We start from the raw sequence: 25,410 nt of genomic DNA, 5'->3' as shown, positions 1-25,410 counted from the left end.
TAACCCTCGTATCTATCTGACTATCAATCGAAAAAAGATATCTTTCTGCTTAGTATTAGAGATTATGTCTTTAAATTCCTTGTATGATACTTCTTCAGATAGAAGTCTCACACCTACTAGCTCGAGCATGGCCCCCACAGCTGGGGGCAATTTCTTAGCTGGCTACCTTACTAAAGTAGCCGCTAAGGTAGTTACCGTCGGCTTGCTTCTATCAGCTGGCGTATCTACAATCACACATGCGCAGGCAGAGGCCGCCGCCAAAGCAATTGGCCAAGCGTATCAAGATGTTGATGCCTCAGCCAAAGGGCAAATGGCAGCAGCTCAGGCGGTCATCGATCGCGTCGCCCCTGCGATGAAGGGAAAATATCAAGTTGAGATCATCCCAGCAGCTGGAGACCTCGATGTTTTCGAGCTGGATAATAACAATGGTGTGCTCGTCATCAGAGGTAACAAAGGTCTATCAATCACCGCTGGCTTCAACCGCTACCTACAAGATTACTGTAACAGCGACGTTTCTTGGTTAGGAAGTAATGTCAATATTCCTGCCACACTCAAGCTACCACCTGAAAAAGTTAGACAAGTAACTGCGGCCAAACATCGCGCCATGTACAACTACTGCACTTTTTCATATACCATGCCATGGTGGAATTGGGACCGCTGGCAGCAGGAGTTAGATCTACAAGCACTCAAAGGCATCAACATGCCTCTCAGCATTACTGGTATCGAAACAGCTTGGTACAATGTATTACTCAAATATGATTTCACCGACGCTGAAGCTCGCGCATTCATCTCTGGCCCATCACACCTCGCTTGGCAGTGGATGCAAAATATCGAAGGCCTCGGTGGCCCGATTTCTAAACCATGGCTCGAGACACACGTTGAGCTCGGACAAAAAATCATTACATTCCAGCGCTCCTTAGGCATGGAGCCAATCATGCAGGGATTCTCTGGCCACGTTCCAAAGGCACTCAAGCAAAAACGCCCAGATGCTAACATTCACGACAAACCAGAGTGGGGCGGACGCAAAAGCTTCACCAGTGAACTCGACCCGCTAGACCCCTTGTTCGTCGAAATGGGTACCGATTTCATGCAAGAAATGACCCGTCTATTTGGCGAAGGTAAATACTACGGCGCAGATCCATTCCACGAAGGCGCACCTCCTGTTAAGGGGTCAGCTTATATGAATGCTACTGGTGTAGCCATCTACAAACTTATTGAAAGCGTTGTGCCCAATGCCATCTGGGCCAAACAATCATGGGGGCTAAAAACTGACCTGCTAGAAGATGTCCCAGCTGAAAAATTTGTTCTTCTCGACCTAAGAGGAAACTACCAGACAGACAAACCATGGGAAGTAGTTACAGGTGTGCTGCATAGCTTTGGTGGCCGCACATCACTGCACGGTTCCATCGAAAAGTTAGAAGGCAAACATGAACGAGTCATCAAAGGTGAGGCTGGCTCAGCTGGTATGGGGTTCTTCAACGAAGGATCACAGCACAACCCAGTCTACTATAACTACTACTTCGACATGATGTGGAAAACTGAGCCTGTGCCAGTTTCCAAATGGCTAGAAAAATCTATCACCGCCCGCTACGGCAAAGAAAATGCAGCCACTCTGGACGCTTGGAAAATCTTTATCGACACCATTTATTCATCCACCTCAGTTGGCCTAGAGCGTGATTCCCTAGCCGCTGCTCGTCCAGCCTTGGATGTGCGTAAGACCACTCCTCAGTGCATGATCCAGGTTCTTTACGATCCCTATCTATTCGCTCAGGGTTGGAAAAAACTGCTTGAGCCAGTCGATACATTTAAGGGCGTCGATGCCTATCAAATTGATGTCGCCGACATGTGCCGTCAGGTGCTTTCTAACCTAATGATCGAACTCCACATTCAAGTTAGAGAAGCATACGACGCGCGTGACATCGATGCATTCAACAAAGCCTCAGCGCAATTCCTTCAGTGTATCAAAGACATGGATGCCGTTTCTGACACCATGCCAGATCATCGACTGGAAGACTGGATCACTGACGCTCGCAGCTGGGGCACCAACCAAGCTGAGTCTGACAAATTTGAGGAAAATGCCCGTATGCTGCTCACTCGCTGGGGGCCATTAGAAATGGAACGTGCATGGGATTACGCATGGCGTGAGTGGCAGGGACTTCTTGGCACCTACTACCATGGTCGTTGGGAAAAACTGCATAACTACCTAGCAGAAACACTCAAAACCGACGAAGTTTACTACGACACCAATATCGAGATTTCCCAAGGCAGACAAGCGCTACGCGCGACTTCGTTCTTGGCTGATTTGACTGAGTGGGAAGTAAACTGGATCACCCGTACCAATACCGAAGACTACAAATATGATGGTCGATTCGACAACGGAGCCGAGGCATCAGCTGCCATGTTAGCTAAGTACTGGCCAGTTATCGAAAAAGTATACACCGACCCAAGCTACCGTAGTAAGACAGAAAAATACAGAAAAGTCTTCGGTCAGAAATTTGACAACGACCCAAAAAACAGAAAGAACAGAAAGAAGTAGTCATCATCTATCACACCTCAGCTCCATCGTGAGCAGGTAATGCTAAAGACAGCTGGACTCATTTCCAGCTGTCTTTTGTTTTTCCTCCGTCCGCCAAACTTGAACGCCAGTCGCAGCATCTGCGCCACTCCATGCTTGCATTTTTCAGCCGCCCTGACACACCTGCTGCATGAATTTATTCGATACGCAATCCCGCCAAGTTCGCGAACTTCAACCACTCGATGGTGAAAGCTATCGATTTTACTGCTGCGGCCCTACCGTCTATGGCCCAGCACACATCGGCAACTTCCGCACATTCGTGCTGCACGACGTTTTCCGCCGCACTCTCGAAGCCGGTGGCATGAAAACTCTGCACGTGCGCAACATCACCGACGTCGACGACAAAACCATCCGCGACTCCATCGCCGCTGGCAAATCACTCAAAGAATTCACCGATTTCTGGCTGGAAAAATTCCACGCCGACTGCACCGCGCTCAACTGCCAAACACCGCACATCGAGCCTAGCGCCGTTGAGCACATCCCCCATCAAGTGGCCATGATTGAGCAGCTGATAGAAAAAGGCCACGCCTACGCATCCGATGATGGGTCTGTCTATTTCCGTGTCGCCTCATACCCTGAGTACGGCAAACTCAGCCACCTCGATACCCGTGAGCTCGAGCTCGGCAAAACACAAAACCAACGCGCCGACTCCGACGAATACGAAAAAGACAGCGTGGCGGATTTTGTCCTGTGGAAAGCCCGCAAAGACGAAGACGGCGACAACTACTGGGAATCACCATGGGGACAAGGACGCCCAGGCTGGCACCTCGAGTGCTCAGCCATGATCAAAGAATACCTCGGCGAAAATTTTGACCTCCACTCAGGTGGCGTCGACCTCGTCTTCCCTCACCACGAAAACGAAATCGCCCAAAGCAAATGCTCATGCGGTGGTGACTTCGCCGCTCATTGGTTCCACATCACCCACCTCATGGTAGATGGTGGAAAAATGTCTAAATCACTCGGCAACCTGTACACCCTAACTGACCTCGAAGAAAAAGGCTACAGCGCCGCAGAAGTACGCTACGTGCTCATCTCCGGACACTACCGCAAGCAGCTCAACTTCACCCTCGACTCACTGCACGCCGCGCGCGAGGCATTGCAAAAACTCGCTAAAGGAGCCGCTGCACTCGCTGAATCAGCTGGATCTAACCAGCCAGAAGAAACTAACGACTTCGCCCTATTCCAGCCAGCATGGGACGCACTCAATAAAGACCTCAACACCCCTGCCGCTCTCGGTCACATCTTCACTGGCCTCAAGCAAGCGCAGAAGTTAGACGGTCAACAAGCTGCCAGCCAGCTAGCTGCCTTTAACAAACTCATCAACGCACTCGGCCTCGCTCTACCAGAGATCGAGGAAGAAGCTGCCGCCGACGTGCCAGCTGACATCCGCGAGCTCGCCGAGCAACGCTACCAAGCCAAAGTAAACAAAAACTGGGGCGACGCCGACCGCCTGCGCGACGAACTCGCCGCCCTCGGCTGGATCATCAAAGATGCACCAGACGGCTACGAGCTAGAGCAGAAATAAACATCCAGCTAACAAGCTAACTAAAAAAAATCAAAGAAAAGCCCGACGATTCACTCGTCGGGCTTTTTTTGTACCATGAGTTTATAGAAAAATTCGCGATCTAAGATAATTCCATTCAGATAAGTTCTATCAATAAGCCATGACATGCAGAGCTAGCTGCCCCGCACAACACCTAACCCCAAATAGGCCATGAGCCATGTAAAACAATCCCTGCTAGCCATTTATCTCATCATATATCCAAACGAACTCGCTGAGCTCAATGAAATTACTCATTGAACAACTGGGCAGTCCCCATCAATCTATAAAAGTTAGATCACAGCTAAAACTGATTAAACAAGCATAATGACAGTTAAACATACAGCTTCGCAGCCACCAATTCGTTTTGTATTCAAGTTAGTCTTAGCTGCCTACTTTTCTTCTTTAGTCGCATTATTAAGCTACGTCGGCTACCACCAATATGAAATCAGGCAAACGCGCAATCAATGGTTAGAAATCAAAAAAAAGATTCCTACTGCGAGTTATATTGATAGAAAACCGACACCTCAGCTTATCAACACAGGCTCATGGCCTAGAAAAATTACTAGCTGGAATTACAAAAAATGTAGTAGCCAAAGCCTCGAAGTCTACATGGCTTCAGGATCATCGAGCCTCATTAAAGTTCAATTTCCTAGCTACCAACATGCAGTACAGGGAGCGATTTTGCCGTTCAAGAGTTATCGACCAGCGGCAATGAATTCATCTTCAGCTGAGGCTATAGCTGCGATTAGCAAAAAATTAGATCAGCTCCCGCCAACTGAGCAAAGCTTGCGAGCTGAATATCAATCTAGAGATAATTTCATTAAAGACCTAGCAGCAGGAAATCTTATCAATGGAGAGACCACTGACCACTTAGCCAGCGCTGGAACGAAGTACTCCCGTGGTAAAATATATGGCATCAACTCAATCATCCTCTATTTCAAACTCACTGGCCTGCTAGCTCTAGAGGTTGATAACGAAGCTGGTTTTCTCAATGCCATGCACCGTCTTCACCAATTAAACAAAATCCTCATTGAGGATAGTTCCCGAGTAGCGCTGCTCCTAGCTAGAAACTGTCAGGACAGCCGGCTAGATTTATTTTGGCATCGTCTCAATGCTAGTAATCTAGTACCGCTATCAGCTGAGTCATTAGATACTCTCAGTTCTCAAGTTTTTACTGATCATGAAATTCACGTAGGCGTCACCGGAGCACTCAGGAGAGAGCAAATGCTGCTAGCTACGCGCATTGACAAGTTCTACCAGCATCGCAGCTGGATGGACTACTTCAAAAAAAGCGATGACCAACCAATAGATAAAATTATCAAAGTTGGTAAGTTAGAAAAAATTATCCATGCCATAGAAAATGATGAACCATTGCTGGATTTGGCTAACAACCAGCATTTGCTCCAGCCATGTGACGAGGAAGATAAGCCCTACTTTGTAAGCTGCGATCTATGTAAACATCGCATTTACCAGCTCATCAACATCAAGAACCAGAACAAACTACTAAGAACTGTCATTTCGCTAGAGCTATACAGAATACGAAATGGAGCTTATCCTAACGAACTAACGAAGTTTTCAATAATGGATGCTAATGTGCCAGCGCCCTCGATGCCAGCTGATGATAATTGGCTCTATCAACTCACCGAAAATGGACCTCAAATCAGCTACAAACAAGCATTCTCACAACTCTCAAAAATTGACCTCTGGGCGAGCTACCAAACGGAACAATTTGGAGTCGAAGCCCAAGTGATCTATTGGCGCAGCGGTAGCGACTAAACGGTCTACGACTGTGCCTATAGCTAGCTGCCAGCTAACAAATCAACTAAGCAAAATCACAGAAAAGCCCGACGATTCACTCGTCGGGCTTTTTTTGTACCATGAGTTTACAGAGAAATGATCTAATCATCAAGCTGCGCTAATGCGCTTGAGCGCATAGGCCTGCAGATAGGGCTCGATGATGGAATGGATTTGTTTGACCTGCTTGAGGTCTAGGTGGTGGTCGGCATGCGCCTTGAGCACATGATGTTGTTCACCATCTAACTCGGCAGCCGCCTGCACAAGTTCAACTAAAATCTCTTCAACCAGCTGGAATTCATTCACCCCACGGTCTAGCACCTTCAGCTTGCGCGCAGCTGGCATGAGCACGGCAGGTCTATCAAATTTGCTCTTTTCCGCCAGCTGGTTGCCTACATGAATTTCGTTAAATTGCGCCTTCAGTTCACTCGGCAAGACCGATAAAAGCAGCTTAATGCGCTTGTGAGACAGACTGTGGTTAGGAAACGATACAACTTTATCAAAGTGGATTTTCATGTTTAATCAATTGGGTTTGATTCAACTAAGGATCAAGCAGCTAGCATGCCAAATCCGCCAACCAAAACATCTATCTGACACATCCTAGCCATGAGCGCAATTCAAGGTGAAGGCATTGCCAGCTGGACCATATATGATAATATGATCGGTTCCATTCAGACCACAGCAAATGAAAGTGGTCTATCAGCAAGCAGCCAGTAGGAATTTGAGCCAGCCGATATGATCAGGCAGGTTTAACATCAGAGATCATTAACGCCCTCCCGGCTGTGATTTCTCTCAACATCTTGGCCACATCAGTTTCTTTGCCTATTCGTATTGAGGAAGTATTGGGGAGCTAATAAAAGCTGCCCTTTGGGCAGCCTTTGCTAGTAACAATGAAAGTTAGACAGTTACATTTTCCTTCTTCTCAGTGATACCCCACCAATCAACGCTAGAGCAGCGAGGCCTGCAGTAGAGGGTTCTGGGATGGGTGCAGCTAACGTGTATTCGAAATTCACCGAATCCAGCGCAGACACACTAGTGTTCTCGTTATCAATGGTTAGACTCCAGCTAGCTAAATCAGATGTGGTGGATGTTAAGTCAATACTAGCATTGACAGAGGTGAGCATCGCAGCAGTGACTAGGTTTCCCGTATAGGGCCCCGTTAAGGTCCCTGAACTTTCAGCGTTGTGATCCGTAAAGCTATAGGCTCTGACGTCGGACGAGCTAGAGGTCCATAACAATCCAGCTGACGCGAAGCTGATGGATTCGATATTTTCTGCGCCATCTGTGATGGCGATCTCTATCAGGAATCCTTGGTTCACTCGAATGCGTCCATCGTTTAGCCCTAATTCTGTCGAGACAGATAGCGCACCGCCATTCATCCTGCCGACATAGGCGTTGCTTTCCACTGAATCTAGAGCGGTGGCGGTGAGCTCGAAGGTGGCGTCTGCTGTAGTTTGTGTGAACGAATAGCTGGCGAAATCGGCTCTGTCGTCGGCAGCTAACTGAGCCAAAAATAAATCACTATCAAATGTAACTGTAGCGGCCTGCAATAGCGGGGCAGTGCAAATGAATGCAGAGCATAGAATAGTTTGTCTAATTCTCATATTATTGGGTTTTTCATTATGGTAAGTCCTATGCCCATAACTCTCTAAGTGTCTGTCACACTAGGATTGTGGCACATAAACTTAACCTCAGGTTAAATATGTAATACACATCATCACAAACATAACAGTTAAACGTATTTTCAATTCAACAAACACAATCGTTAGCCTCGTATCAATCCCCCCCCTAGACATCTGACTTTCAGCGTATTAGCTCGTGCAAAATTTATGATAAAAATAAGCCCCCATTGACTTAACTTCATTGACTTATCTTAGCTGAAAATTGGTCAAAATCATAAAATCAGTGACATCTTAGGCGGTAAGAAAGCCAGTCGACCGCGGTAACATCATCACTAGCTGATCCATCGTCAGCCAGATATTGCAATGCGATGCAGATCGTCAGGAACAGAGTAGTTAGCGAGAAAATCGCCGACCAGATAGGACTAGAGAAATCCAGCTAGAAAAATTTCAGCTGACTCAGCTCAACTAATATCCTGAGTCATTCGCGACATAGCTTGGGCTATGACAAAGCGCACTCTTTGTCGTGTAGCGTTAAAACTATCTATCATGCATAAGCAATGGTAACGAAATCAATGATCTGCTTAGGAAACTAGTTAATTTCTAACTTGCCAGAAAAGTTAAACATCTGTACTGGGTTGTCTCTGCCAGAAATCAACGTTTAAATATGAAACCTAGCTATCTGCCTTACATTATTATTTCCTTCTTATTTGTAGCTTTAGGCGCTAGCCAGGCTAAGACGATCTATGTTGACGCTTCAGTGGCTGCTGGAGTTGATGGTACGAGCTGGCAGGAAGCCTATAAAGATCTTCAGGACGCATTAGATGATAGTTCTGCTGGAGATGAAATTTGGGTCGCTGAGGGGATCTATTTGCCGAGTGAACTACCTCGCGATAATCATTATCCTGACCCTAGATCGGTTGTTTTTATGCTGCCTGAGGGAATTACCATTTTGGGTGGTTTTCCACAAGGTGGTGGTGATGGAACCGCTGATGCTCGCTCTCCAAAGTTGTACAAAACTTTAATTTCTGGAGATTTAGCTCAAAATGATACTGACTATACTGGAAAAGAAGAGAATACGTATTCTCTGATAGCTTTCATTGATGGGCAATCACCAAGTGTGTTAGATGGTATCTTTTTTAGTAATTCCTACGCGGATTATAACCCAGCTAACCCATTGTATTATCTGATAAGCCCAAGTGCGGGACCTGTTTACGTCAGCGGATCTAACTTGAGTCTGCATAATTGTACTCTTGAGGGGAACGGTGCCATTTATGGTTCAGCTATTTATGCTGTTGATTCTATCTTGCAGATCGAAAATAGTAATATTAGCAATAATTTCAGTGAAAATAACGGCGCCTCTATCTATTGCACAGGTGGAGAAGTTTCTATCTCATCAACAATATGCTCCGATAATGATGGCCGGGCATTCCGCGCTTATGACACAGCAGCCACAATGGTAAACAGTGTGTTAGCAGGAAATAGTAGTGCGATTTTGCTAGCCGGCGAAGCTAATCTAACTGCTACAAACGTCACTGTAAGCGGTAATGGCTATAAGTCTCCAGATCGTCCGGTACTGGAGCTTGATACAAGTGGAGACGTGATTTTCTCAAATAGCATATTTTGGTCAAATGGTTCTATTGAATTCCTTGAATACGGTGCGACTTCTTCATCTGCCTCATACAGGAATTGCATTGTAGAAAATTCCGGAGGTAGTGGCGCATGGGAATCTACGCTTGGCATTGATATTGGGGGAAATGTGGATGTTGATCCCATGTTTGTGGCTCCAATCACAGATAGTACACATCGTTTTCTGCATTCAAATTTGAGTTTGCAGCAGCAGTCTCCGGCGGTCGATTCTGCAGACTATTCTGAGTTTATAACAAATTCGAACCAGCCGAATGATGTGCGTGGTGATTTACGTCTTTCTGACGTGTTGGAGGTCAGTAATACAGGTGTAGATGACTCTGGAAGTAATATCGATTACCTAGACCGAGGCGCTTATGAGTATCAAAATACTCCGGTGAGATTAACTGAAATCAATTCGCTGACTAGAGTTCTATCAGATGATTTGCAAAGTTATGTTCTGGAGCTTACGTTTTCTGATGAAATACAGGGCTTTGATAGTGAGTCTGACCTTTCGCTAGAGCTTAATGACGGTTCCATTGTTAGCCCCATAACTTTAGATGAAGAGAATGGTCGCTATAGAATTTCTTTTGCAGTGAGTCCGGGAGATATAGATGGATCAATTGTTCTGAAATTTGCGACTCCATTAGATATAGTTGATTCATGGGGAAGATCAATGGAGCACCTGCTTGCTGAGCCAATTTTCACGTCTGACATTTTTGTACCTAAGGTGATTAAGGTGAGTGCACATGCTCACGATCCTGAAGCGCCCTATTCTAGCTGGCAGACAGCAACTCAGTCTTTACATCAGGCTATAGAGATAGCGCGGGCTGGAGATGAAATTCATGTTGCTGAGGGTATTTACTTACCTATCGCTTTTGATGAAGCAGGTGGATATGATGCAAAACCATTTGAGATGAAATCAGGGGTGAAGATTTTTGGTGGTTATCCGAAAAATGCTTCAGATGATGCAGCGCTTCGTGATCCAGTTCTTTATCCATCCGTTATCTCGGGTGATCTTGAACAAAATGATGTTATTGGAGTTAATTATTACCCACAGAATAATGAGGAGGCGTTGGCTCATGTTGACGATAATATAAGCACCTTATTAACAAGTTTCGGCAATACATCGTCTACGCAGTTAGATGGAATTCAATTTAAAGACGCAATTGGTAGTCCTATTATCCATGTCATCGGATCGGAGTTAAAAATCAGTAATTGTATAATGGCTGAAAACTATGGCTTAAAGGGAATTAGCTCTGTAATAAGATCTGTGGATTCCGATTTAATGATAGATAGGTGTGATTTTTTGTCGAATGCAGCGAAGTCAGTTATCCCCTATCAAGATGTTTCTTACACGGAAAGTGGAAACATGGCACTGGTATATGCGAGTGGTGGTACTTGCCAAATATATAACTCGAACTTCAGAGGAAACCGTGGAACGAGCTCCTTGGGGGCGATCTTAATCTATGATAGTTCTGCAGAGATGATTAATTGTGAGTTTTCTGGAAATGATTATTCATCTAGTTTCATTCTCCATTCAGAAGCTTCCAGCAAGGTGGTTAATTGTACCTTCTCCGGCAATAGTGTTAGAAGGTCAATGATCGATAATAACAGTTCAGATTGTGAGATTTTAAATTCGGTTCTTTGGAATAATGAAAGCGAAATTATTGATACTCATCCAACATTATGCTGCCTGAATGTTAATTCTACAACTTCGTTTTCCGATTCTATTGTTGCTTACTCTGGCGGATCGACTTCCTGGAATCTAAGCTTAGGTGAAGACAAGGGGGGAAATCTGGACACCGATCCAGGTTTTATCGCTGCCATCGAACTAGATTCAGTGCCTTCACTTGCAGGCAACCTTAAGTTAGCTAGCGACTCCGCAGCCATTGACCGCGCGTTGATGACTTCATATACAGACTACGCTCATGCGCCAGAACTCCAAATAGCCGGTAGAGAATATGATGCAACTCATGTAGTCAATAACCCTGGTACATTAGACCTAGGAGCACATGAATATATAGGCCCTACAATTCGCTCCATTGAGTTGGCTGAAGGCAGTATCGCAAATGCCGATGAGTTGACCGTCCAGTTCACCTTTGAGGATGAAATTAGTCAGTTTGATTCAGCTCATGACCTGTCTATCAAAACTGGAGCTGAATTGAGTTATCAATCAGTGGCAATATCTGGCGAAGGAGCCCTATACGAAGCCGTGATTAGCGGAATCTCAGGTATTGGCAAGATGTCTATATCGATCTCAGATGACGCTGACATTATAGACATAGCTGGAACGCCTATCGATGCTGGACTGAATCCAATTGAGCTCTCCGTACCATTTTATCAAACTCGTATTATCTATGTGGATGTAAATGCTACCTCAACTGGGTACCCGTATGATTCATGGGCGTCGGCCACCCCATATCTACAATATGCGATTGATCTGGCGCGTTCAGGAGACGAAATCTGGCTAGCTGAGGGCACCTACCGGCCTAGTGTCAGAACGAGACAGGTTGATGCTCGCTCCGCAAGCTATAAGTTAGTATCAGGGATATCGATATATGGAGGTTTTCCTACTGGAGGTGGAGATGGCTCTTTTTCTGCACGAGATCTATCTACTTACTCATCAATTCTATCAGGTGACCTCTTGGACGACGATGTTGGGACTACAGGTCGAGAGGAAAATACCTATCATATCATGCAGGGACTAGACTTATCCGAAGATGTCATTGTCGATGGGGTCCATTTACAATCAGGGCATGCTAATGGAGTAAACCGAATAGAGAAGTTTGGTGGCGCTGTTTTATCTAATAAGGCAAACCTAGTATTCACCAATTCTTCATTTCAGGGGAATTCTGCATATACTGGAGGGGCAATTTCCTCATCATACTCTAGGCTTACTTTGGTTAATTGTTTATTGTCAGGAAACCACTCGCTAGAATATGGCGGAGCACTATTTATTGAGAGAGGAGAAAAAGCTAATTTGGTAAATTGTACTCTGGCGGGTAATAGCTGTGGTTATTTTGGAGGAGCCATATACAAATTATTCAATAACATGAGCGTAGCTAACAGTATCTTGGCTCATAATTTTGCCAATTACTATGGCCCCTATGACTTCCACATTGATGGGACCGAGGACTATGAAAGCATTCTAACTAATTGTGTGTATACGAACAGTTCGGGCTATGGCTACTCTTTAGGTTATTTAGAGTTATTAGATTCGGTCGCCGCTAATCCGATGTTTGTGAGATCTATTGAGTACCCAACAGAGCCAAGTTTGTGGGGTGACTACAGGCTGTTAGCTGGATCTCCGGCTATAGATCAAGGTGACAATGTTGCTGGGCATAGCTTGAACGATACGAATGTAGATCTGATCGGGAATAATCGTTTTGATAGCGTGATTGATATAGGCGCCTATGAGGGGGGCGTTAAGTCGAGTTTCTCACTCGTATATCCAAATCTGATAGCCGACGAAGATGATAATGGTAATGGCCAGTCTAATTATGCTGATTACCTTCTCGGTATTGACCCAGTCGCAATCTACTCAACTTATGCTCAAGCGCTTAAAATTGATTCAAATGAAATAGAATACCATGTGCTTGATGGTGATTTGGCGACTGATGCACAAACGATTCTGCAGAAATCAACAGATTTGCAGACTTGGACGGAGATGGTTGAGGGGGTGGATTATGACGTAGTGAGCTCCGAAAATATTGGAAATCAAAAGGCGGTAAAAGTTATCTTGCTAGAAGACACCTCTTCTAATGGGAGATGCTTCTATCGACGCTCCACACTGTCGCCTGCTGAATAACCAAATGTTAATGGGATCCTTGGTTTTCTTCTAGTAACTTGATACTGGGGCCGTCAGTGCTGGCTGAAATTTGTGTTTCAGCTCAGCCTTTGGTTAGCTACATTTATTGCCATCCTAGGCTCAATCTATCAGGCTTTGTTCTGGTGGACCTCTGCGCCAGACTAGGAGTATCATTGTATTGCTCTTGATGCTGCAAGCGTTAGGGCGTTTCGCTTGCAGTTCAAGCTGATATGAATCTATTCAGACTAGGGTATAGCTATCAGCTAGCTGCTATCTACCTCAAATGTTAGAAAAACTATCTCTTCGAGTCACTTACTTAACTATAAACAATAAAGCGCATATCATCATTTAACATGTGAAAGTGCAGCTAGTGACCACTGCTACATTTGACATCTATTTCGTTGACTGGTTACACAAATTCACAGACTAATTATCTTAGTCAGCCGCCGCACTTCTCTCACTTTAGGGCATGGTAGCCATCCTAACATAACAACTACATGTCAATCCATAAATAGTGATAGATCATAATATGTAAAGAGCATCTCAGTTACATCACCCCTAACTATGATTGCTTGGCCCGACTAAAATCACAGCAGATGAGTTAAGTCTAATCAAACAGAAAAAACTAACATTTACAGCTAGACATAATATTTAATTCACCAAATGAGCGCAAAAAAATATTCTATAGCCTTCTGTTCTGTATTTTTAGTAACGGGAATTATGATTATGATTCTCGGACTATGGACATTGCTGAAAGCTAAAGATAGTGAATCTTGGCCAAGTACGCAAGGAACTATCATCACATCCGAACTGAGTCGAGATGACAGTTATGATAGTGAAACTGGTCAGAAGACTACGATGTACAGCGCCAATATTGTCTATGAGTATAGTGTTGATGGCGTGCGTAGATCTTGTGATGCGGTGAGCTTCGTAAGTGTGAGCGGCAGTGATCTAACTGATGCACGTAAAAATCTCAGCCGCTACCCATACGGTATGACTGTGGCAGTGTACTACGATCCAGACAACGCCGATGACGCGATCTTAGAGCCAGGTGTTCAACAGTCTACTTGGTCCGTACTGTGCTTCGGCCTAGTATTTTCTGGTGTTGGCTCTCTATTTATTCTCCTCCTGTGGTACACGAATATAGGCTCTATCTTATCGAACCTCACAAAGAAACAAACCCTCATGCGTATAGGTCCACTCCGCATCACAACATATAGCCGTCGCTAAACAGCGCACAACTAACAGGCGTAAGGTTTACTTATCAGCTCATAGCTAAAACTAATAACAATTTTGCGAAATCTAGTAAGCTATAGTAGTTGAAATGTGATTTGCTGAAGAAGCTCTAGCTAGTACTGACAACACAAATAGAAAATAAAAGTCAGTCATTTTATACTCATAAATGCGCTTGCATGCCTAGATTGTTAGTTAGATTATCACTTTATGAATTTTACCATCGCGGGAAAACAACTTACCTGCCCTCACTGTCAGAGTTTAGAATTCACGAAAAGCTCCGCCCAACTGAATACCGCGATGGCGAGCTTCATGGGCGTCGACTGGCTGAATCGCTCAGCTGACACCTATCAATGTCTGGCCTGTGGGCGAATCGAATGGTTCCTCAACGAGGGTGATGGCTCAGGAGCTGATACTGATTGCCTATCCTGTGGCACCGTGATGAAGGCTGAACAGTCGAAGTGCTCGAATTGCGGCTGGAACTACCAGTGAGCTAACAGGACAGCTGGACAGCTCGTGCTTAAAAATTAAAGAAGCACAGAGCAATCTCCTCTGAGCCTCCTTTGTTTTTATACAAATACCGCCTAGCTACCGAGAGCCTAAAATACGATAACCAGCACCTCTTACCGTCTCAATCGTTTCGATGCCGACCTTTTTACGTAAGTTGGAAATGTGCTGGTCAAGCGTTCTTGATTCAGGAAAATAATCCATCCCCCAGCATTGATTAAGTAGTTCATCACGACTGATTACCTCGCCGGCACGCTTTAGTAGCAAATCCAAAATTCTAACCTCCCTAGGGGTTAAATCGATTTCAACCTCACCTCGCCTAGCTCGCAGTTCTTTCACCCAGACCGTCCAGCCCGCGAAATGGAACTTCAGCGATTCTGATTCTGACGAGCCACGACGTAACAATGCGCGCACCCTAGCCAACAGCTCATGTTTGCCAAATGGCTTGCGGAGAAAATCATCAGCCCCTAGTTCAAGACCCAACACCACATCAAGCTCCTCGGTTTTTGCAGACACAAACATCACGGACACTGCCGGATCCGTTTTACGGATGTGGCGACACACGTCGTAGCCAGATTTGTTGGGCATCATGATGTCCAACAAGACCAAGTCCACCGCGTTACTATTCCAGAGTTCAACAGCCTCTGCGCCATTCTCAGCAGCTAAGACCTCATAGCCTTCACTGCTCATGATTTCACTGACATTCTCACGCGTCACAGGGTCATCTTCGGCTAACAATATTCTCATCATCAATATTTGTTTTAAAATAAGGGGATCTCCAAGAGGAAGACAGCACCATTTGTTGAATTCTTCAGCTGCAAATCTCCGCCCATCGATCTTGCGAGCTCTCTACTGATCGCTAAGCCTAAGCCTGTACCCGATGAGGTCGATGTCACAGAATCTCCTCCGCGCTCAAAGGCATCGAAAATGCGGAATTTTAATTCAGCTGGAATTCCAACTCCATTATCCGAAACTGTAATTCGGAGGGTTTTCCCTGCCACCGCCTCTACTTTTGCGACGGCTCCATCCCCAGCGTACTTCTCAATGTTTGAAAGAAGATTCAGTACAATCTGGGAAAGAAAATCGACCTCAATTTCAACTCGCTCGTCGCCTGAAACATCCAACTCACAGGTGATCCCTTTGCGAGCAAACAATATCTCAAATTGCTGCAAGCAACTCTCCAAAAATTCCGCCAACTTTACTTCTCGGACTTGCCCTAGCTGCAGCTTCCCCCGCTCCGCTCGCGCATAGCTCAGCACATTATCAACCATCCGTGATAGTCGGCGCCCCTCATCCAAAATTAAGGCCAGTCGACGCTCTGCCTTTGGCTCACGACTATCCTCTTGAGCCAGCTCAGTCGTGAGCAAGATATTGGTCAATGGCGTTCGGAACTCATGTGAGACCGAATTAACAAAGCTCACCCGCTGAGCGGCTAGCTTCAGTGCTCGTGCCTGCTCTCGGTCGGCCCAGTAGCCGCCAACTAGAATCAATAACGCGACCAAACTCATGCCTCCTAGCACGCTGGCTTCATAGCTAACGACCTCCTTACGTGGCCGCCAATAGCGAATCGGCCATTCGCCAAAACGAGAGTAATGACGCAAGGTCTCATCAGCTGGGCGAGACTTGCAATCAGCATCACCTCTCGACAACCACACCTTCCCTGAATCACCAGAAAACTCCAGTAAACCACCAGCAGGTACCACCCGCGGCACGGTTCTCATCAAGGACTTCAACTCTCCTAACACAACACCCCGTGCGATCTTTTTATTCAAAATAAAAACCACAGCAGAGCCGTGAGCATCCGCCTTTCGATACATCAAGGGACGTCCAGCGTCATCTATCCAGATAGGGTTATGTGAAGAAAACACTTCTTCGTTTGTTAAAACCAACTCACCAGACAACAACGACGGCTCCAAAGGTGCGGGGCCTTGTAGCGGAAACTCAACCAACTCGTGAGCTTCCCCCCTTTTTCCAAAATAACTCACCTGCCTGAGACCGAGCACCTCTCTAGCCGCCTCACCTCTCTCGCGTTTACTCGCTTCAAGCTCAAAGTCAGCCGCCTCCTCAAGCGCCTGCTCCCACTGGATTTCCAATAGGTCGATCTGAGCAATCAAATAACGGTGCTCATCTTCAAGCCATTGTTCACCTTGATCAGTGCTCACTAGATCGACCCTCCGAGCCAAACCAAAACCAACAGTAATCACAATACCCGCTAGAACCACCGCAACGATCAAGACTCGTCGCGAGGCTGCCTTCTGTTGAATCACTCCACCCATTATAACTTCGCCTCAACGAATAACAGAGTCAGTTTTTTAGGATCCGGCTTACCGTCCTTATCTGTTCCCCCCAGTACCCCAGCAAGCGTCATCTGGTTTGGAGTGAGCATAAATGCAGAATGAATCGTTGAGCTTTTAATACGGGGTGTCTCAGCGTCAGGGATCCACGTCTCTCCATCACGAACACGATGGTGCACACTATATCCAGCCAGTGATGATTTTTTTGGAGCTGAAAAGTATTTAAGATACGCCCCATCCTGCTCAAAATCACAGTAAAACTCTAAACTCAGCCCCTCCTCCTGCTGGTGATTAGCCATCAAGGTGAGCTCTTTATTATTCATTTCACCACCTGGGCCAACTGTCACCAGAGCAGATTCCACACTCAAAGGCGGTATGCTCGCCCCCCCTTTATTAATCGACTGTGCAAACTGTAGAGAAAAAGGTATTTGCGTCACATTCGTCGCCTTAGCCCGATGATTGTGGGCACTACGCATGACCAGAGAACCATCAAATTCAGCCTCTCCTACCTTAGCCAATCTCAATACTTTCTCCCAGCTACTTTCAGCTAATTCACTCAGAGGAGTATCGCTGACAATCTCACTCCAACCATATTGATTAACGGTAACAAAATGGGCATGCATCGTATATTGCTGAACATCACTCCCCCCTTTTCTTAATTCACTATCGAGCAAGGGAACCTGCCACTTTGCAGCTTTGTAAAACACGAGGCACGACATTCCTTCTGAGTGGACATCCTCCAGTCGACCAATCAAATAGCTCTCCCCAAATTTCATCGATAGATTGGCGAAGGTGAACGATGAGTGACTCAATGAAGCCATCAATACATCCTCTGGTTCTCTCGTCTTTGTGACCAAAGGGTGAATGGCTGGCCCTTCTTTAAGAACTGAATAGTCCACCACAATACGTGACTCGATCCCTTTGCCGTCCTCATTGATATGTAACTCAAAATCCTCACTGAATCCCAAATTCTGCTTCACAAACGAGGCTGGTACTGGCCATGCACCGACACCCACCGAGTTGTATTTAGTGGGCCTATACACCTCTACCAAACTTTCGTTACGCCCCTTCTCTGTGTTTAAAGAGATCGTCAACGACGACCGAATCACTTTGGATTCCCCTGCATCTACCCACTTTTGCGCCTGCTCTCTAGTGATTTCAAGCTCTCCTGAGTTGATCAACAGATGATCTAACTTCTGCTTGGGAACCTCTATATACTCAAACAAACTAATGATATTCACTGGCCGACTTTTTGCTTCCTCAGCGGTTTTTGCGTTCCTCTCTTTGAATGGATTTTTCTCATTTTGAGCGAACGCCCCAGCTGCTGAGGCAGTGAAGAGAACAAGGCTTATTAAATAGGTCATTTTCATAGCTGATCGAAATCTAGCTCAAAACTAGCAGTCAGATGTCAAATGACCCACCAATGTTTGTAAAATTATTTTTACACTGAAACAAATGACTCTGACTAATATAAAAAAACAGAATATAAAAGAATCACACTACACGAGGAAAACCTTCCATGTAACCAACTTAAAATAAATAACAAGCCAGCTGGAAAGCTACGATTCCCAGCTGGCTATTTCGTGATTCTCCAGCTGCTATATTTTGCGCAGTCCCCTACTAGCGGCCTTGCCGATGGCTGTAGGCTTTGTCCTAAAATAACAGGGAGTAGAGGTAGCCCGCACTAACAGCCATGCCAAGTATCACTACAAGGAAGGCAATGATCATGGTATTTTTGAAAATAGAGCGCAGCAGAATCACTTCCGTCAAGCTGGCTCCCGCGCTGCCAATAATCAATGCCATGACCGCTCCTAAGCCCATGCCTTTAGCTGCTAGAGCTGAGCTCAATGGATTGACCGCTTCAGCGTGGATATAGAGTGGGATGACAATCCAGCCGCTACCGGAATGGCAAAAAGGTTATCTTCATTGGCTACCTGCGAAACAAATCCGATTGGCATAAATCCGTAGATCAATGAGCCCATGGAGATGGCTATATAAAATACGGTCACTTTGAGACCAAAGGTAATGGCAAACAGGCCAATAATAGTTGTGTTTAACAATGGGCTAGCAAACTCAGCTATAGTGTGCTGACAGATGGAGAGTTAATCGTGAGCAAAAAAAAGAAGGTGAATTCAAGAATTCTGGAACAATTCCATCTCGTCGTAACGTTTAAACTTATAAGGCCACGTAGGCCTTATGAATCTTTTTTTTATTATCATGAACTCACTCGCATTTATCGGCTCACTTGGCGCCCAAGAAATGGTCGTCATTTTTCTCATCGTTTTGCTCTTTTTTGGGCCTAAAAAGCTGCCTAGCCTCGCGCGCAGCATTGGCAAGAGCATGGGCGAATTTCGCCGTGCGAAGGAGGAATTTGAGCACGAAATGACACGCTCTCAGGATGCTGAGCTAGCTGCGCCAGCAAAACCTGCGCACCGCCCGGTAGCCAAATCCGCCGATGCTCCAGCGGAAACTACATCAGCTAATCCATCAGTGGAAACTGAGGACAAAGCGTAGCTCCTTAGCTGCTGAGTAAGAGACTTCTAGCTGGAGTTTCATTGCTAAAATGAGACCTCCAGCCAGCTAAGCAGGGCTGAATCTCTGCATAAATTGCGGTTTATTTCGCAAAGATAACGTTTGCATTAGTCGCCTTGCGCCCTTAGTTTGCGGTCAAAGCTATGAACACTCTCGCATTCGGACCTCTCGGCGGACAAGAAATGGTCATCTTGTTCATCCTCATTCTTCTTCTCTTTGGCGCGAAGAAGCTGCCTGAGCTTGCCCGCGGAATCGGCAAAAGCATGGGCGAATTCAAGCGTGCTAAAGAAGAATTTGAGCACGAAATCACCAGTGCTGAAACTGAGACAAAAAAAACACCGGTTGCCAAACCTGCGCAGCCTGCAGCTAAGAAATCTGATAGCGAAGACGCTTAATCACCAGCTGAAATAAATTGGCCAATGGCAGTTCCCCACGCCAAGCTCAACATCACCAACCGCCGCAGTAATTGCGGCGCCATTATACCTCGAGTCATGCATTTGCAGCTCGGGGTCTTTTTTTGGCCACTGGCAGTGCTTTTGCTCACCCTGAGCCAGTCGTCATGCGAGGAGAAATCCACACCGAGCTGGCCAAGCGCCGAGCAGGAAACTCCCGCGCCAGCTGGTCCAGCGTCTACAAATGATGCCCAGCAATCAGCTGAGATAGCCGGTGAGGAAATATTTCCCGCCGATGGCCTACGGGTGCTCAGCTACAACTTGCGCCACTTTCTGTGCGAGGAAAGTGATGCCAGCCGCGAGCAAGAGATTCCGGTGAAATCCGCTGCACAGATTGAGCTGATTGCCGATATCATTGCCGGCGCCCAGCCGCATGTTCTCAGTGTGTGTGAAATGGGGAGCGAGAAAGATCTCAAACGTCTGCAGCTGGAGCTAGCCAAACGTGGCCAGCCGATGCCATTTAGCCACATGCACTGCGGGCGCGATCCCGTGCGCCACCTCGCCATGTTGTCAAGATTTCCCATCCACCCGCACCATTACGATCAGAAAACCAGTTTCCAGCTAGATGGTCGACGGTTTGAAATGTCGCGTGGACTACTGCATGCCTCCATTCATTTTGAGAGCGGGCCGGTGCACTTTCTTGGCCTACATCTGAAGTCGATGCGCCCAGTTGATTATGCAGATCAAGCTGCGCTGCGCCGCCATGAAGCCGAGCTCGCTAGAACCTATATTGACGCACAATTTAAGCAAAACCCAGACATTCAGTTAGTCGTTCACGGTGACCTCAACGACCATAGAAACTCAGCCGCCGTGCATGCCTTGTGCAGTTCGGGGGAGAAATCCAGCCAGCTCACACCATTATCTATCAGCGATGCCGACGGCCAGAGGTGGACACATTATTGGAAACTACAGGACCACTACTCGCGGCTGGATTATTTCCTGCTCAGCGCCAAGCTGCAGAAACATTTCAGCTGTAAGCATAGTCAGATTCTCTCTCCTAAGAGTTGGTATTTTGCCAGCGATCACCGGCCGCTTTTGTTAGTCATGAAAAACAAGTAGCCGGTCAGGTGATTAGATGGTTAGCATGATATGGTGCCAGCGTGAGGCAATTTCTAACAAGATATATTTTCAGCTGGAAATTGTCATAACAGAGCCAGATGAAAGCACAGCCAGTTAGGAACCAAAGCCAGCTAAAAAATAATGCTTGCTAGTGGTTAAAACTGAAAATGTTGCCACACGCCAAATGAAGTTTTCTAGCGCCCTTTCAGGGCGCGTGGCTGACACCTGCCTTCCCCAGGGCTGAAGCCCTGGGCTTTGTTCTTTGCCGCCTTCAGCGCCCCATACCTATGAAGACCAGCTAGAATTATCGCCTTCAGTGCCCCGTGCCTATGAAGCCCAGCTAGATTATCGCCGTCAAAGCCCCGCGCCTATGAAGCCCAGCTAGAATTGCCACCATCAGTGCTCCAGCGTATGAAGCCCAGCTAGAATTGCCACCATCAGTGCTCCAGCGTATGAAGCCCAGCTAGAATCATCGCCGTCAGTGCCTTATGCCTATGAAGGCTTAACTGATAGCGAAGCCCGAACACTGAACACTGAACACTGAACACTGATCACTGATCACTGATCACTCGCCCCCCTAAACCTCGGCGTCGTCGATGTCGACGCGTAGGTTTTCGATGATGTATTGTTGGCGTTCTGGCGTATTGCGGCCCATGTAGAAGGCGAGCATTTCTTTGACACCTTTGCCTTCTTCCATGAGAACTGGGTCGAGACGCATGTCTGGCCCGATCATGAAAGCAAACTCGTCAGCTGAGATTTCACCGAGACCTTTGAATCGGGTAATCTCTGGGTTTTTGCCAATTTTTTTCATGGCAGCTACACGCTCGTCTTCGCTGTAACAATAAATTGTCTGCTTTTTATTACGCACACGGAACAATGGCGTCTGTAGGATATACAGGTGGCCATTGCGGATCAGCTCAGGGAAGAACTGCAGGAAAAATGTTAGCAGAAGCAGGCGGATGTGCATGCCATCAACGTCGGCATCGGTCGCGATCACTACTTTGTTGTAGCGCAGGTTTTCCAATCCTTCTTCGATGTCGAGCGCGTGCTGAAGCAGGTTAAATTCCTCATTTTCATAAACCACTTTACGTTTCATGGCATACGAATTGAGCGGTTTTCCGCGCAGCGAGAATACCGCTTGGGTTTCTACATCGCGGCTCTTGGTGATTGAGCCACTGGCTGAGTTCCCCTCGGTAATGAAAACTGTAGTTTCCTCGCGGCGCTTTTTCTTCGAGCTGAAGTGGACGCGGCAATCTCGAAGTTTTTTATTGTGAACTTTAGCTTTGCGGGCGCGTTCTCTAGCCAGCTTTTTGACGCCAGTGAGTTCTTTGCGTTCGCGCTCAGCGGCAAGGATTCTCTTTTGCAGAGCTTCCGCCGTTTTAGGGTTTTTGTGCAGGTAGTTATCGAGGTGTTCTTTGAGGAAATTGACCACAAATGTGCGAATGGTTTCGCCCTCAGGCGATACCGTCATGCTGCCCAGCTTGGTTTTTGTCTGGCTCTCAAAAACTGGTTCCTCGATGCGCACTAGAATTGCCGAAGCGATGCCTGAGCGGATGTCCGACGGGTTATATTGTTTTTTATAAAACCCACGTACTGCTTGCACAATGGCCTCACGAAATGCCGCCAAATGCGTACCGCCTTGGTGAGTATTCTGGCCATTAACAAATGAATAATAATCTTCGCTGCTATCAGCTGTGTGGGTGAAAGCAATCTCGATGTCCTTGCCTGATAGGTGGATAGGATCGTAGAGCGCACCGCCGTCCATCTCTTCTTTGAGAAGGTCGAGCAGGCCATTTTTTGATTTGAACTTGCGACCGTTGAAGACGATTTCCAATCCTGGATTCAGGTAGGAATAATAACGGCACATTTTCTCCACAAACCCAGCACGGAAGCGTGTCTGCTCAGGGAAAATTGACGTATCCACGTCGAAAGCGAGACGCGTGCCATCTGGGCCGTCGTCAGCGCGAGCGCGTTTCATCTCAGTGACCACTTCACCTTTGCTAAACTCGATGGCTTTGGTTTTACCTTCGCGCCACGCTTGGATTTCAAAAAACTGTGAAAGCGCATTCACCGCCTTGATACCAACCCCATTGAGGCCAACTGACTTTTTGAATGCTTCACTATCGTATTTGGCACCGGTATTGATCTTGGCGGCACAGTCCATCAGCTTGCCCAGCGGAATACCACGACCGTAGTCACGGACTTCCACGCGCCCAGCTTCATCGATATTGACCTCAATGCGAACGCCGTGGCCCATGACAAACTCGTCAACCGAGTTGTCCATCGCCTCTTTGAGCAAAATGTAGATGCCATCTTCAGCGTGTGACCCGTCACCCAGCTTGCCAATGTACATGCCAGGGCGCATGCGGATGTGCTGTTTCCAATCTAAGCTCTTAATGTCGTCTTCGGTATACTTTGCGGCCATAGATAGTGTGAAAAATTTTGGTACAAAAATCTCGCCCTGTTCACCGTGGGTGACGCGAACAGGTCGAGAGAGATAATTAACTTGGCTTAAATATACCTAACTGACAATGCCAAGTTTCAGCTAGAATCGATTAATCGTCTTCCACTGACTTAGCGCCGGAATCGATATCAGCTGCATGCTGTTGGAAATCTTTCAGTTCACGCTTCACTACTGGCAGCAGAATGAATAAGGCAAAGACGTTTGGCACCATCATGGCAAAGAACATGGCATCTGAAATGGCTAGAACATTCGTCAGTGAAGCCACCGCACCAATGACGGAGAAGACACAGAACATAAGCTTATAAGCGAGAACTACCCCAGGAATACGACGGCCACATAGGTAAATCACCGCCTGTTCACCGTAGTACGACCACGAAATCATAGTGGAGAACGCAAACAATAGAACGGCAACACCAAGTAGGCCAGGGAACCAAGGAAGCTCCTGCTGGAACGCATATGATGTACGGCGAATGCCTTCAACAACGTCAATGTCAGCGTTGGCCACCCAGTAGGTCTCTTCAGGATTACTATCTTTATAGACTTCCGAATAGTTACCATCGGCATTCACCTTTGCTTTCACAAACGACAGCTCAGAGCCCTGCTCAAGGTCATCGATAACCATAACCTTGGCTTCGGGACCTTTAAATAAGGCGACTTCATCTTTATTGGTTAATGCGTCTACATTCCACGCACCAGTGATCACCAATACCAATGCCGTCATGGTACAAACAACCACCGTATCGGTAAATGGCTCAATCAAAGCTACCAGCCCCTCACTAGCTGGTTTTTTAGTTTTCACTGCTGAGTGAGCAATTGGAGCGGAACCAAATCCAGCTTCGTTGGAGAAGGCTCCACGAGTTACCCCTTGAATTAAGGCACCAATAAATCCACCGCCCAAAGCTGCCGAACTGAATGCGCCTACTAAGATTGACTTAAATGCGCCAGGCACCATCTCTAGGTTACCGAAAATAATAATTAATGCGCCAATCACGTAAGCACCACACATCAACGGTACCAGAATAGAAGTCACGCGTGCAATCCAAACAATACCACCAATAATCACGCTACCTGCAATCACTGCGATGATGGTACCAAAAACCAAGGAACCAGGCAGATCCATGCCCAAGAAGTGAATATCTTCGATAAACAAACCAAACTCTTGCGACATCTGCGTAGTTGCCTGGTTGACTTGATACATGTTGCCGGCACCAATTGCTGAACCAATGCACATGATGGCAAAGAACACAGCCAGAACAGCACCTAGCTTGCCTAATCCGCGCTCTTTAAGTCCTTGGCTGAGGTAGTACATACCACCACCGTGTACTTTTCCTTGCGCGTCGATTTTGCGATATTTCACACCCAACGTACACTCACAGAACTTAGTCGTCATGCCGCACAAAGCCATCATGATCATCCAGAAAGTAGCGCCGGGGCCACCAATGCCGACCGCAATCGCAACACCTGAAATATTACCTAAACCAACAGTAGCCGAGAGCGCTGCAGTGAGCGCTTGGAAATGGGTAATCTGACCGGGAGCATCTTTTGGTGTGTATTTTCCACGCGCCGTACGGATGGCCAAACCAAAAGCTCTCACGTTGAGAAACTTGAAATAGATCGTCATAAACACACCCGTGACGACCAAAAAGATCAAAACCACAGGCACCTTATGCTCACCCCAGATAGGTACTTTAACAAATACCACATCGTACAAGTAAGTTACAAAGGTACTTAGATGTGCATCCAGCTTATCGGCAAACCCAACTGGCTGCTCCTCCCCAGCTGTCGCCACCCCTATCATCATCGGGAATATCATTAAGTAGGCAAAGAGTCGGCGTAGAGAGGCAATGGCATTCATAATCAAGGATCTTGCCGTTTTCTGGAAACGACAAATCAAAAGCTGA

Annotated in this window: 16 protein-coding genes and 1 pseudogene; 9 read left to right on the top strand and 8 right to left on the bottom strand. The window is 46.5% G+C overall.

Translation table 11 applies throughout. The features are described from left to right. The first annotated feature begins 64 nt into the window (after nucleotides 1–64). The 3 genes from JIN82_RS12125 (at nucleotide 65) to JIN82_RS12115 (ending at nucleotide 5,894) form a co-directional block, all read left to right on the top strand. On the top strand, nucleotides 65–2,536 hold the full coding sequence (locus JIN82_RS12125; RefSeq protein ID WP_200311911.1) for an alpha-N-acetylglucosaminidase: 2,472 nt from the start codon (nucleotides 65–67) through the stop codon (nucleotides 2,534–2,536). Nucleotides 2,537–2,705: 169 nt separating this feature from the next. After that, complete coding sequence (cysS, locus tag JIN82_RS12120; protein WP_200311910.1) at nucleotides 2,706–4,100, top strand: cysteine--tRNA ligase; 1,395 nt, start codon at nucleotides 2,706–2,708, stop codon at nucleotides 4,098–4,100. Nucleotides 4,101–4,442: 342 nt separating this feature from the next. Then, nucleotides 4,443–5,894 carry a hypothetical protein gene (locus tag JIN82_RS12115; protein ID WP_200311909.1) on the top strand — a complete coding sequence of 484 codons (1,452 nt, stop codon included), beginning with the start codon at nucleotides 4,443–4,445 and terminating at the stop codon, nucleotides 5,892–5,894. 129 nt (nucleotides 5,895–6,023) lie between these two features. Here JIN82_RS12115 and JIN82_RS12110 read toward each other — a convergent pair whose 3' ends face one another. Then, nucleotides 6,024–6,428 carry a hypothetical protein gene (locus JIN82_RS12110; protein ID WP_200311908.1) on the bottom strand — a complete coding sequence of 135 codons (405 nt, stop codon included), beginning with the start codon at nucleotides 6,426–6,428 and terminating at the stop codon, nucleotides 6,024–6,026. A gap of 389 nt (nucleotides 6,429–6,817) precedes the next feature. Continuing rightward, entirely contained in the window at nucleotides 6,818–7,516 is a 699-nt protein-coding gene (locus JIN82_RS12105) for a PEP-CTERM sorting domain-containing protein (protein ID WP_200311907.1), read from the bottom strand. 682 nt (nucleotides 7,517–8,198) lie between these two features. Between JIN82_RS12105 and JIN82_RS12100 the strand changes: the two genes are divergently transcribed. The 3 genes from JIN82_RS12100 to JIN82_RS12090 all read left to right on the top strand — a co-directional run bounded on the left by JIN82_RS12100 (nucleotide 8,199) and on the right by JIN82_RS12090 (nucleotide 14,693). Then, nucleotides 8,199–12,968 (top strand): right-handed parallel beta-helix repeat-containing protein, encoded by a 4,770-nt coding sequence (locus JIN82_RS12100; protein WP_200311906.1) that lies wholly within the window; start codon nucleotides 8,199–8,201, stop codon nucleotides 12,966–12,968. A 720-nt stretch (nucleotides 12,969–13,688) separates the two neighbouring features. Then, a complete protein-coding gene (locus JIN82_RS12095) occupies nucleotides 13,689–14,198 on the top strand; it encodes a DUF3592 domain-containing protein (protein WP_200311905.1) in 510 nt (169 codons plus the stop codon). Between the two features lie 213 nt (nucleotides 14,199–14,411). Further along, nucleotides 14,412–14,693, top strand: a complete 282-nt coding sequence (locus tag JIN82_RS12090) for a hypothetical protein (protein ID WP_200311904.1) — start codon at nucleotides 14,412–14,414, stop codon at nucleotides 14,691–14,693. A 96-nt stretch (nucleotides 14,694–14,789) separates the two neighbouring features. On the opposite strand, the gene JIN82_RS12085 is transcribed toward JIN82_RS12090, so the two are convergent. The 4 genes and pseudogenes from JIN82_RS12085 to JIN82_RS17665 all read right to left on the bottom strand — a co-directional run. Continuing rightward, complete coding sequence (locus tag JIN82_RS12085; RefSeq protein WP_234041974.1) at nucleotides 14,790–15,458, bottom strand: response regulator transcription factor; 669 nt, start codon at nucleotides 15,456–15,458, stop codon at nucleotides 14,790–14,792. An 11-nt stretch (nucleotides 15,459–15,469) separates the two neighbouring features. Continuing rightward, nucleotides 15,470–16,975, bottom strand: coding sequence for a sensor histidine kinase (locus tag JIN82_RS17610; protein WP_325099508.1), 1,506 nt, complete (start codon nucleotides 16,973–16,975; stop codon nucleotides 15,470–15,472). An 8-nt stretch (nucleotides 16,976–16,983) separates the two neighbouring features. Beyond that, a complete protein-coding gene (locus JIN82_RS12075) occupies nucleotides 16,984–18,372 on the bottom strand; it encodes a hypothetical protein (RefSeq protein WP_200311902.1) in 1,389 nt (462 codons plus the stop codon). A 283-nt stretch (nucleotides 18,373–18,655) separates the two neighbouring features. After that, nucleotides 18,656–19,074, bottom strand: a pseudogene (locus tag JIN82_RS17665) (permease); the annotation flags it as partial. Nucleotides 19,075–19,198: 124 nt separating this feature from the next. Here JIN82_RS17665 and JIN82_RS12060 point away from each other — a divergent pair. The 3 genes from JIN82_RS12060 (at nucleotide 19,199) to JIN82_RS12050 (ending at nucleotide 21,045) form a co-directional block, all read left to right on the top strand. Continuing rightward, nucleotides 19,199–19,516: a Sec-independent protein translocase subunit TatA/TatB gene (locus JIN82_RS12060; protein ID WP_234041973.1), complete on the top strand. Its 318-nt coding sequence runs from the start codon at nucleotides 19,199–19,201 to the stop codon at nucleotides 19,514–19,516. Nucleotides 19,517–19,677: 161 nt separating this feature from the next. Next, nucleotides 19,678–19,929: a Sec-independent protein translocase subunit TatA/TatB gene (locus JIN82_RS12055; RefSeq protein WP_200311898.1), complete on the top strand. Its 252-nt coding sequence runs from the start codon at nucleotides 19,678–19,680 to the stop codon at nucleotides 19,927–19,929. Between the two features lie 24 nt (nucleotides 19,930–19,953). After that, complete coding sequence (locus JIN82_RS12050; RefSeq protein WP_200311897.1) at nucleotides 19,954–21,045, top strand: endonuclease/exonuclease/phosphatase family protein; 1,092 nt, start codon at nucleotides 19,954–19,956, stop codon at nucleotides 21,043–21,045. A 577-nt stretch (nucleotides 21,046–21,622) separates the two neighbouring features. On the opposite strand, the gene JIN82_RS12045 is transcribed toward JIN82_RS12050, so the two are convergent. Further along, complete coding sequence (locus JIN82_RS12045) at nucleotides 21,623–23,470, bottom strand: DNA topoisomerase IV subunit B (protein ID WP_200311896.1); 1,848 nt, start codon at nucleotides 23,468–23,470, stop codon at nucleotides 21,623–21,625. A 130-nt stretch (nucleotides 23,471–23,600) separates the two neighbouring features. Then, nucleotides 23,601–25,364, bottom strand: a complete 1,764-nt coding sequence (locus JIN82_RS12040) for an alanine/glycine:cation symporter family protein (protein WP_200311895.1) — start codon at nucleotides 25,362–25,364, stop codon at nucleotides 23,601–23,603. Nucleotides 25,365–25,410: the final 46 nt, after the last annotated feature.

Origin of the sequence: Persicirhabdus sediminis (assembly GCF_016595495.1) — a bacterium.
Lineage (GTDB): Bacteria > Verrucomicrobiota > Verrucomicrobiia > Verrucomicrobiales > Akkermansiaceae > Persicirhabdus > Persicirhabdus sediminis.
The sequence above is the reverse complement of the archived record's forward strand: the minus strand, read 5'-3'. Positions and strand labels throughout refer to the sequence as shown.

Bases quoted from the DNA above. Each gene is read 5' to 3' on its own strand.
- JIN82_RS12125 (WP_200311911.1), top strand. From the start codon at position 65: ATGTCTTTAAATTCCTTGTATGATACTTCTTCAGATAGAAGTCTCACA.
- cysS (WP_200311910.1), top strand. From the start codon at position 2,706: ATGAATTTATTCGATACGCAATCCCGCCAAGTTCGCGAACTTCAACCA.
- JIN82_RS12115 (WP_200311909.1), top strand. From the start codon at position 4,443: ATGACAGTTAAACATACAGCTTCGCAGCCACCAATTCGTTTTGTATTC.
- JIN82_RS12110 (WP_200311908.1), bottom strand. From the start codon at position 6,428: ATGAAAATCCACTTTGATAAAGTTGTATCGTTTCCTAACCACAGTCTG.
- JIN82_RS12105 (WP_200311907.1), bottom strand. From the start codon at position 7,516: ATGAGAATTAGACAAACTATTCTATGCTCTGCATTCATTTGCACTGCC.
- JIN82_RS12100 (WP_200311906.1), top strand. From the start codon at position 8,199: ATGAAACCTAGCTATCTGCCTTACATTATTATTTCCTTCTTATTTGTA.
- JIN82_RS12095 (WP_200311905.1), top strand. From the start codon at position 13,689: ATGATTATGATTCTCGGACTATGGACATTGCTGAAAGCTAAAGATAGT.
- JIN82_RS12090 (WP_200311904.1), top strand. From the start codon at position 14,412: ATGAATTTTACCATCGCGGGAAAACAACTTACCTGCCCTCACTGTCAG.
- JIN82_RS12085 (WP_234041974.1), bottom strand. From the start codon at position 15,458: ATGATGAGAATATTGTTAGCCGAAGATGACCCTGTGACGCGTGAGAAT.
- JIN82_RS12075 (WP_200311902.1), bottom strand. From the start codon at position 18,372: ATGAAAATGACCTATTTAATAAGCCTTGTTCTCTTCACTGCCTCAGCA.
- JIN82_RS12060 (WP_234041973.1), top strand. From the start codon at position 19,199: ATGAATCTTTTTTTTATTATCATGAACTCACTCGCATTTATCGGCTCA.
- JIN82_RS12055 (WP_200311898.1), top strand. From the start codon at position 19,678: ATGAACACTCTCGCATTCGGACCTCTCGGCGGACAAGAAATGGTCATC.
- JIN82_RS12050 (WP_200311897.1), top strand. From the start codon at position 19,954: ATGGCAGTTCCCCACGCCAAGCTCAACATCACCAACCGCCGCAGTAAT.
- JIN82_RS12045 (WP_200311896.1), bottom strand. From the start codon at position 23,470: ATGGCCGCAAAGTATACCGAAGACGACATTAAGAGCTTAGATTGGAAA.
- JIN82_RS12040 (WP_200311895.1), bottom strand. From the start codon at position 25,364: ATGAATGCCATTGCCTCTCTACGCCGACTCTTTGCCTACTTAATGATA.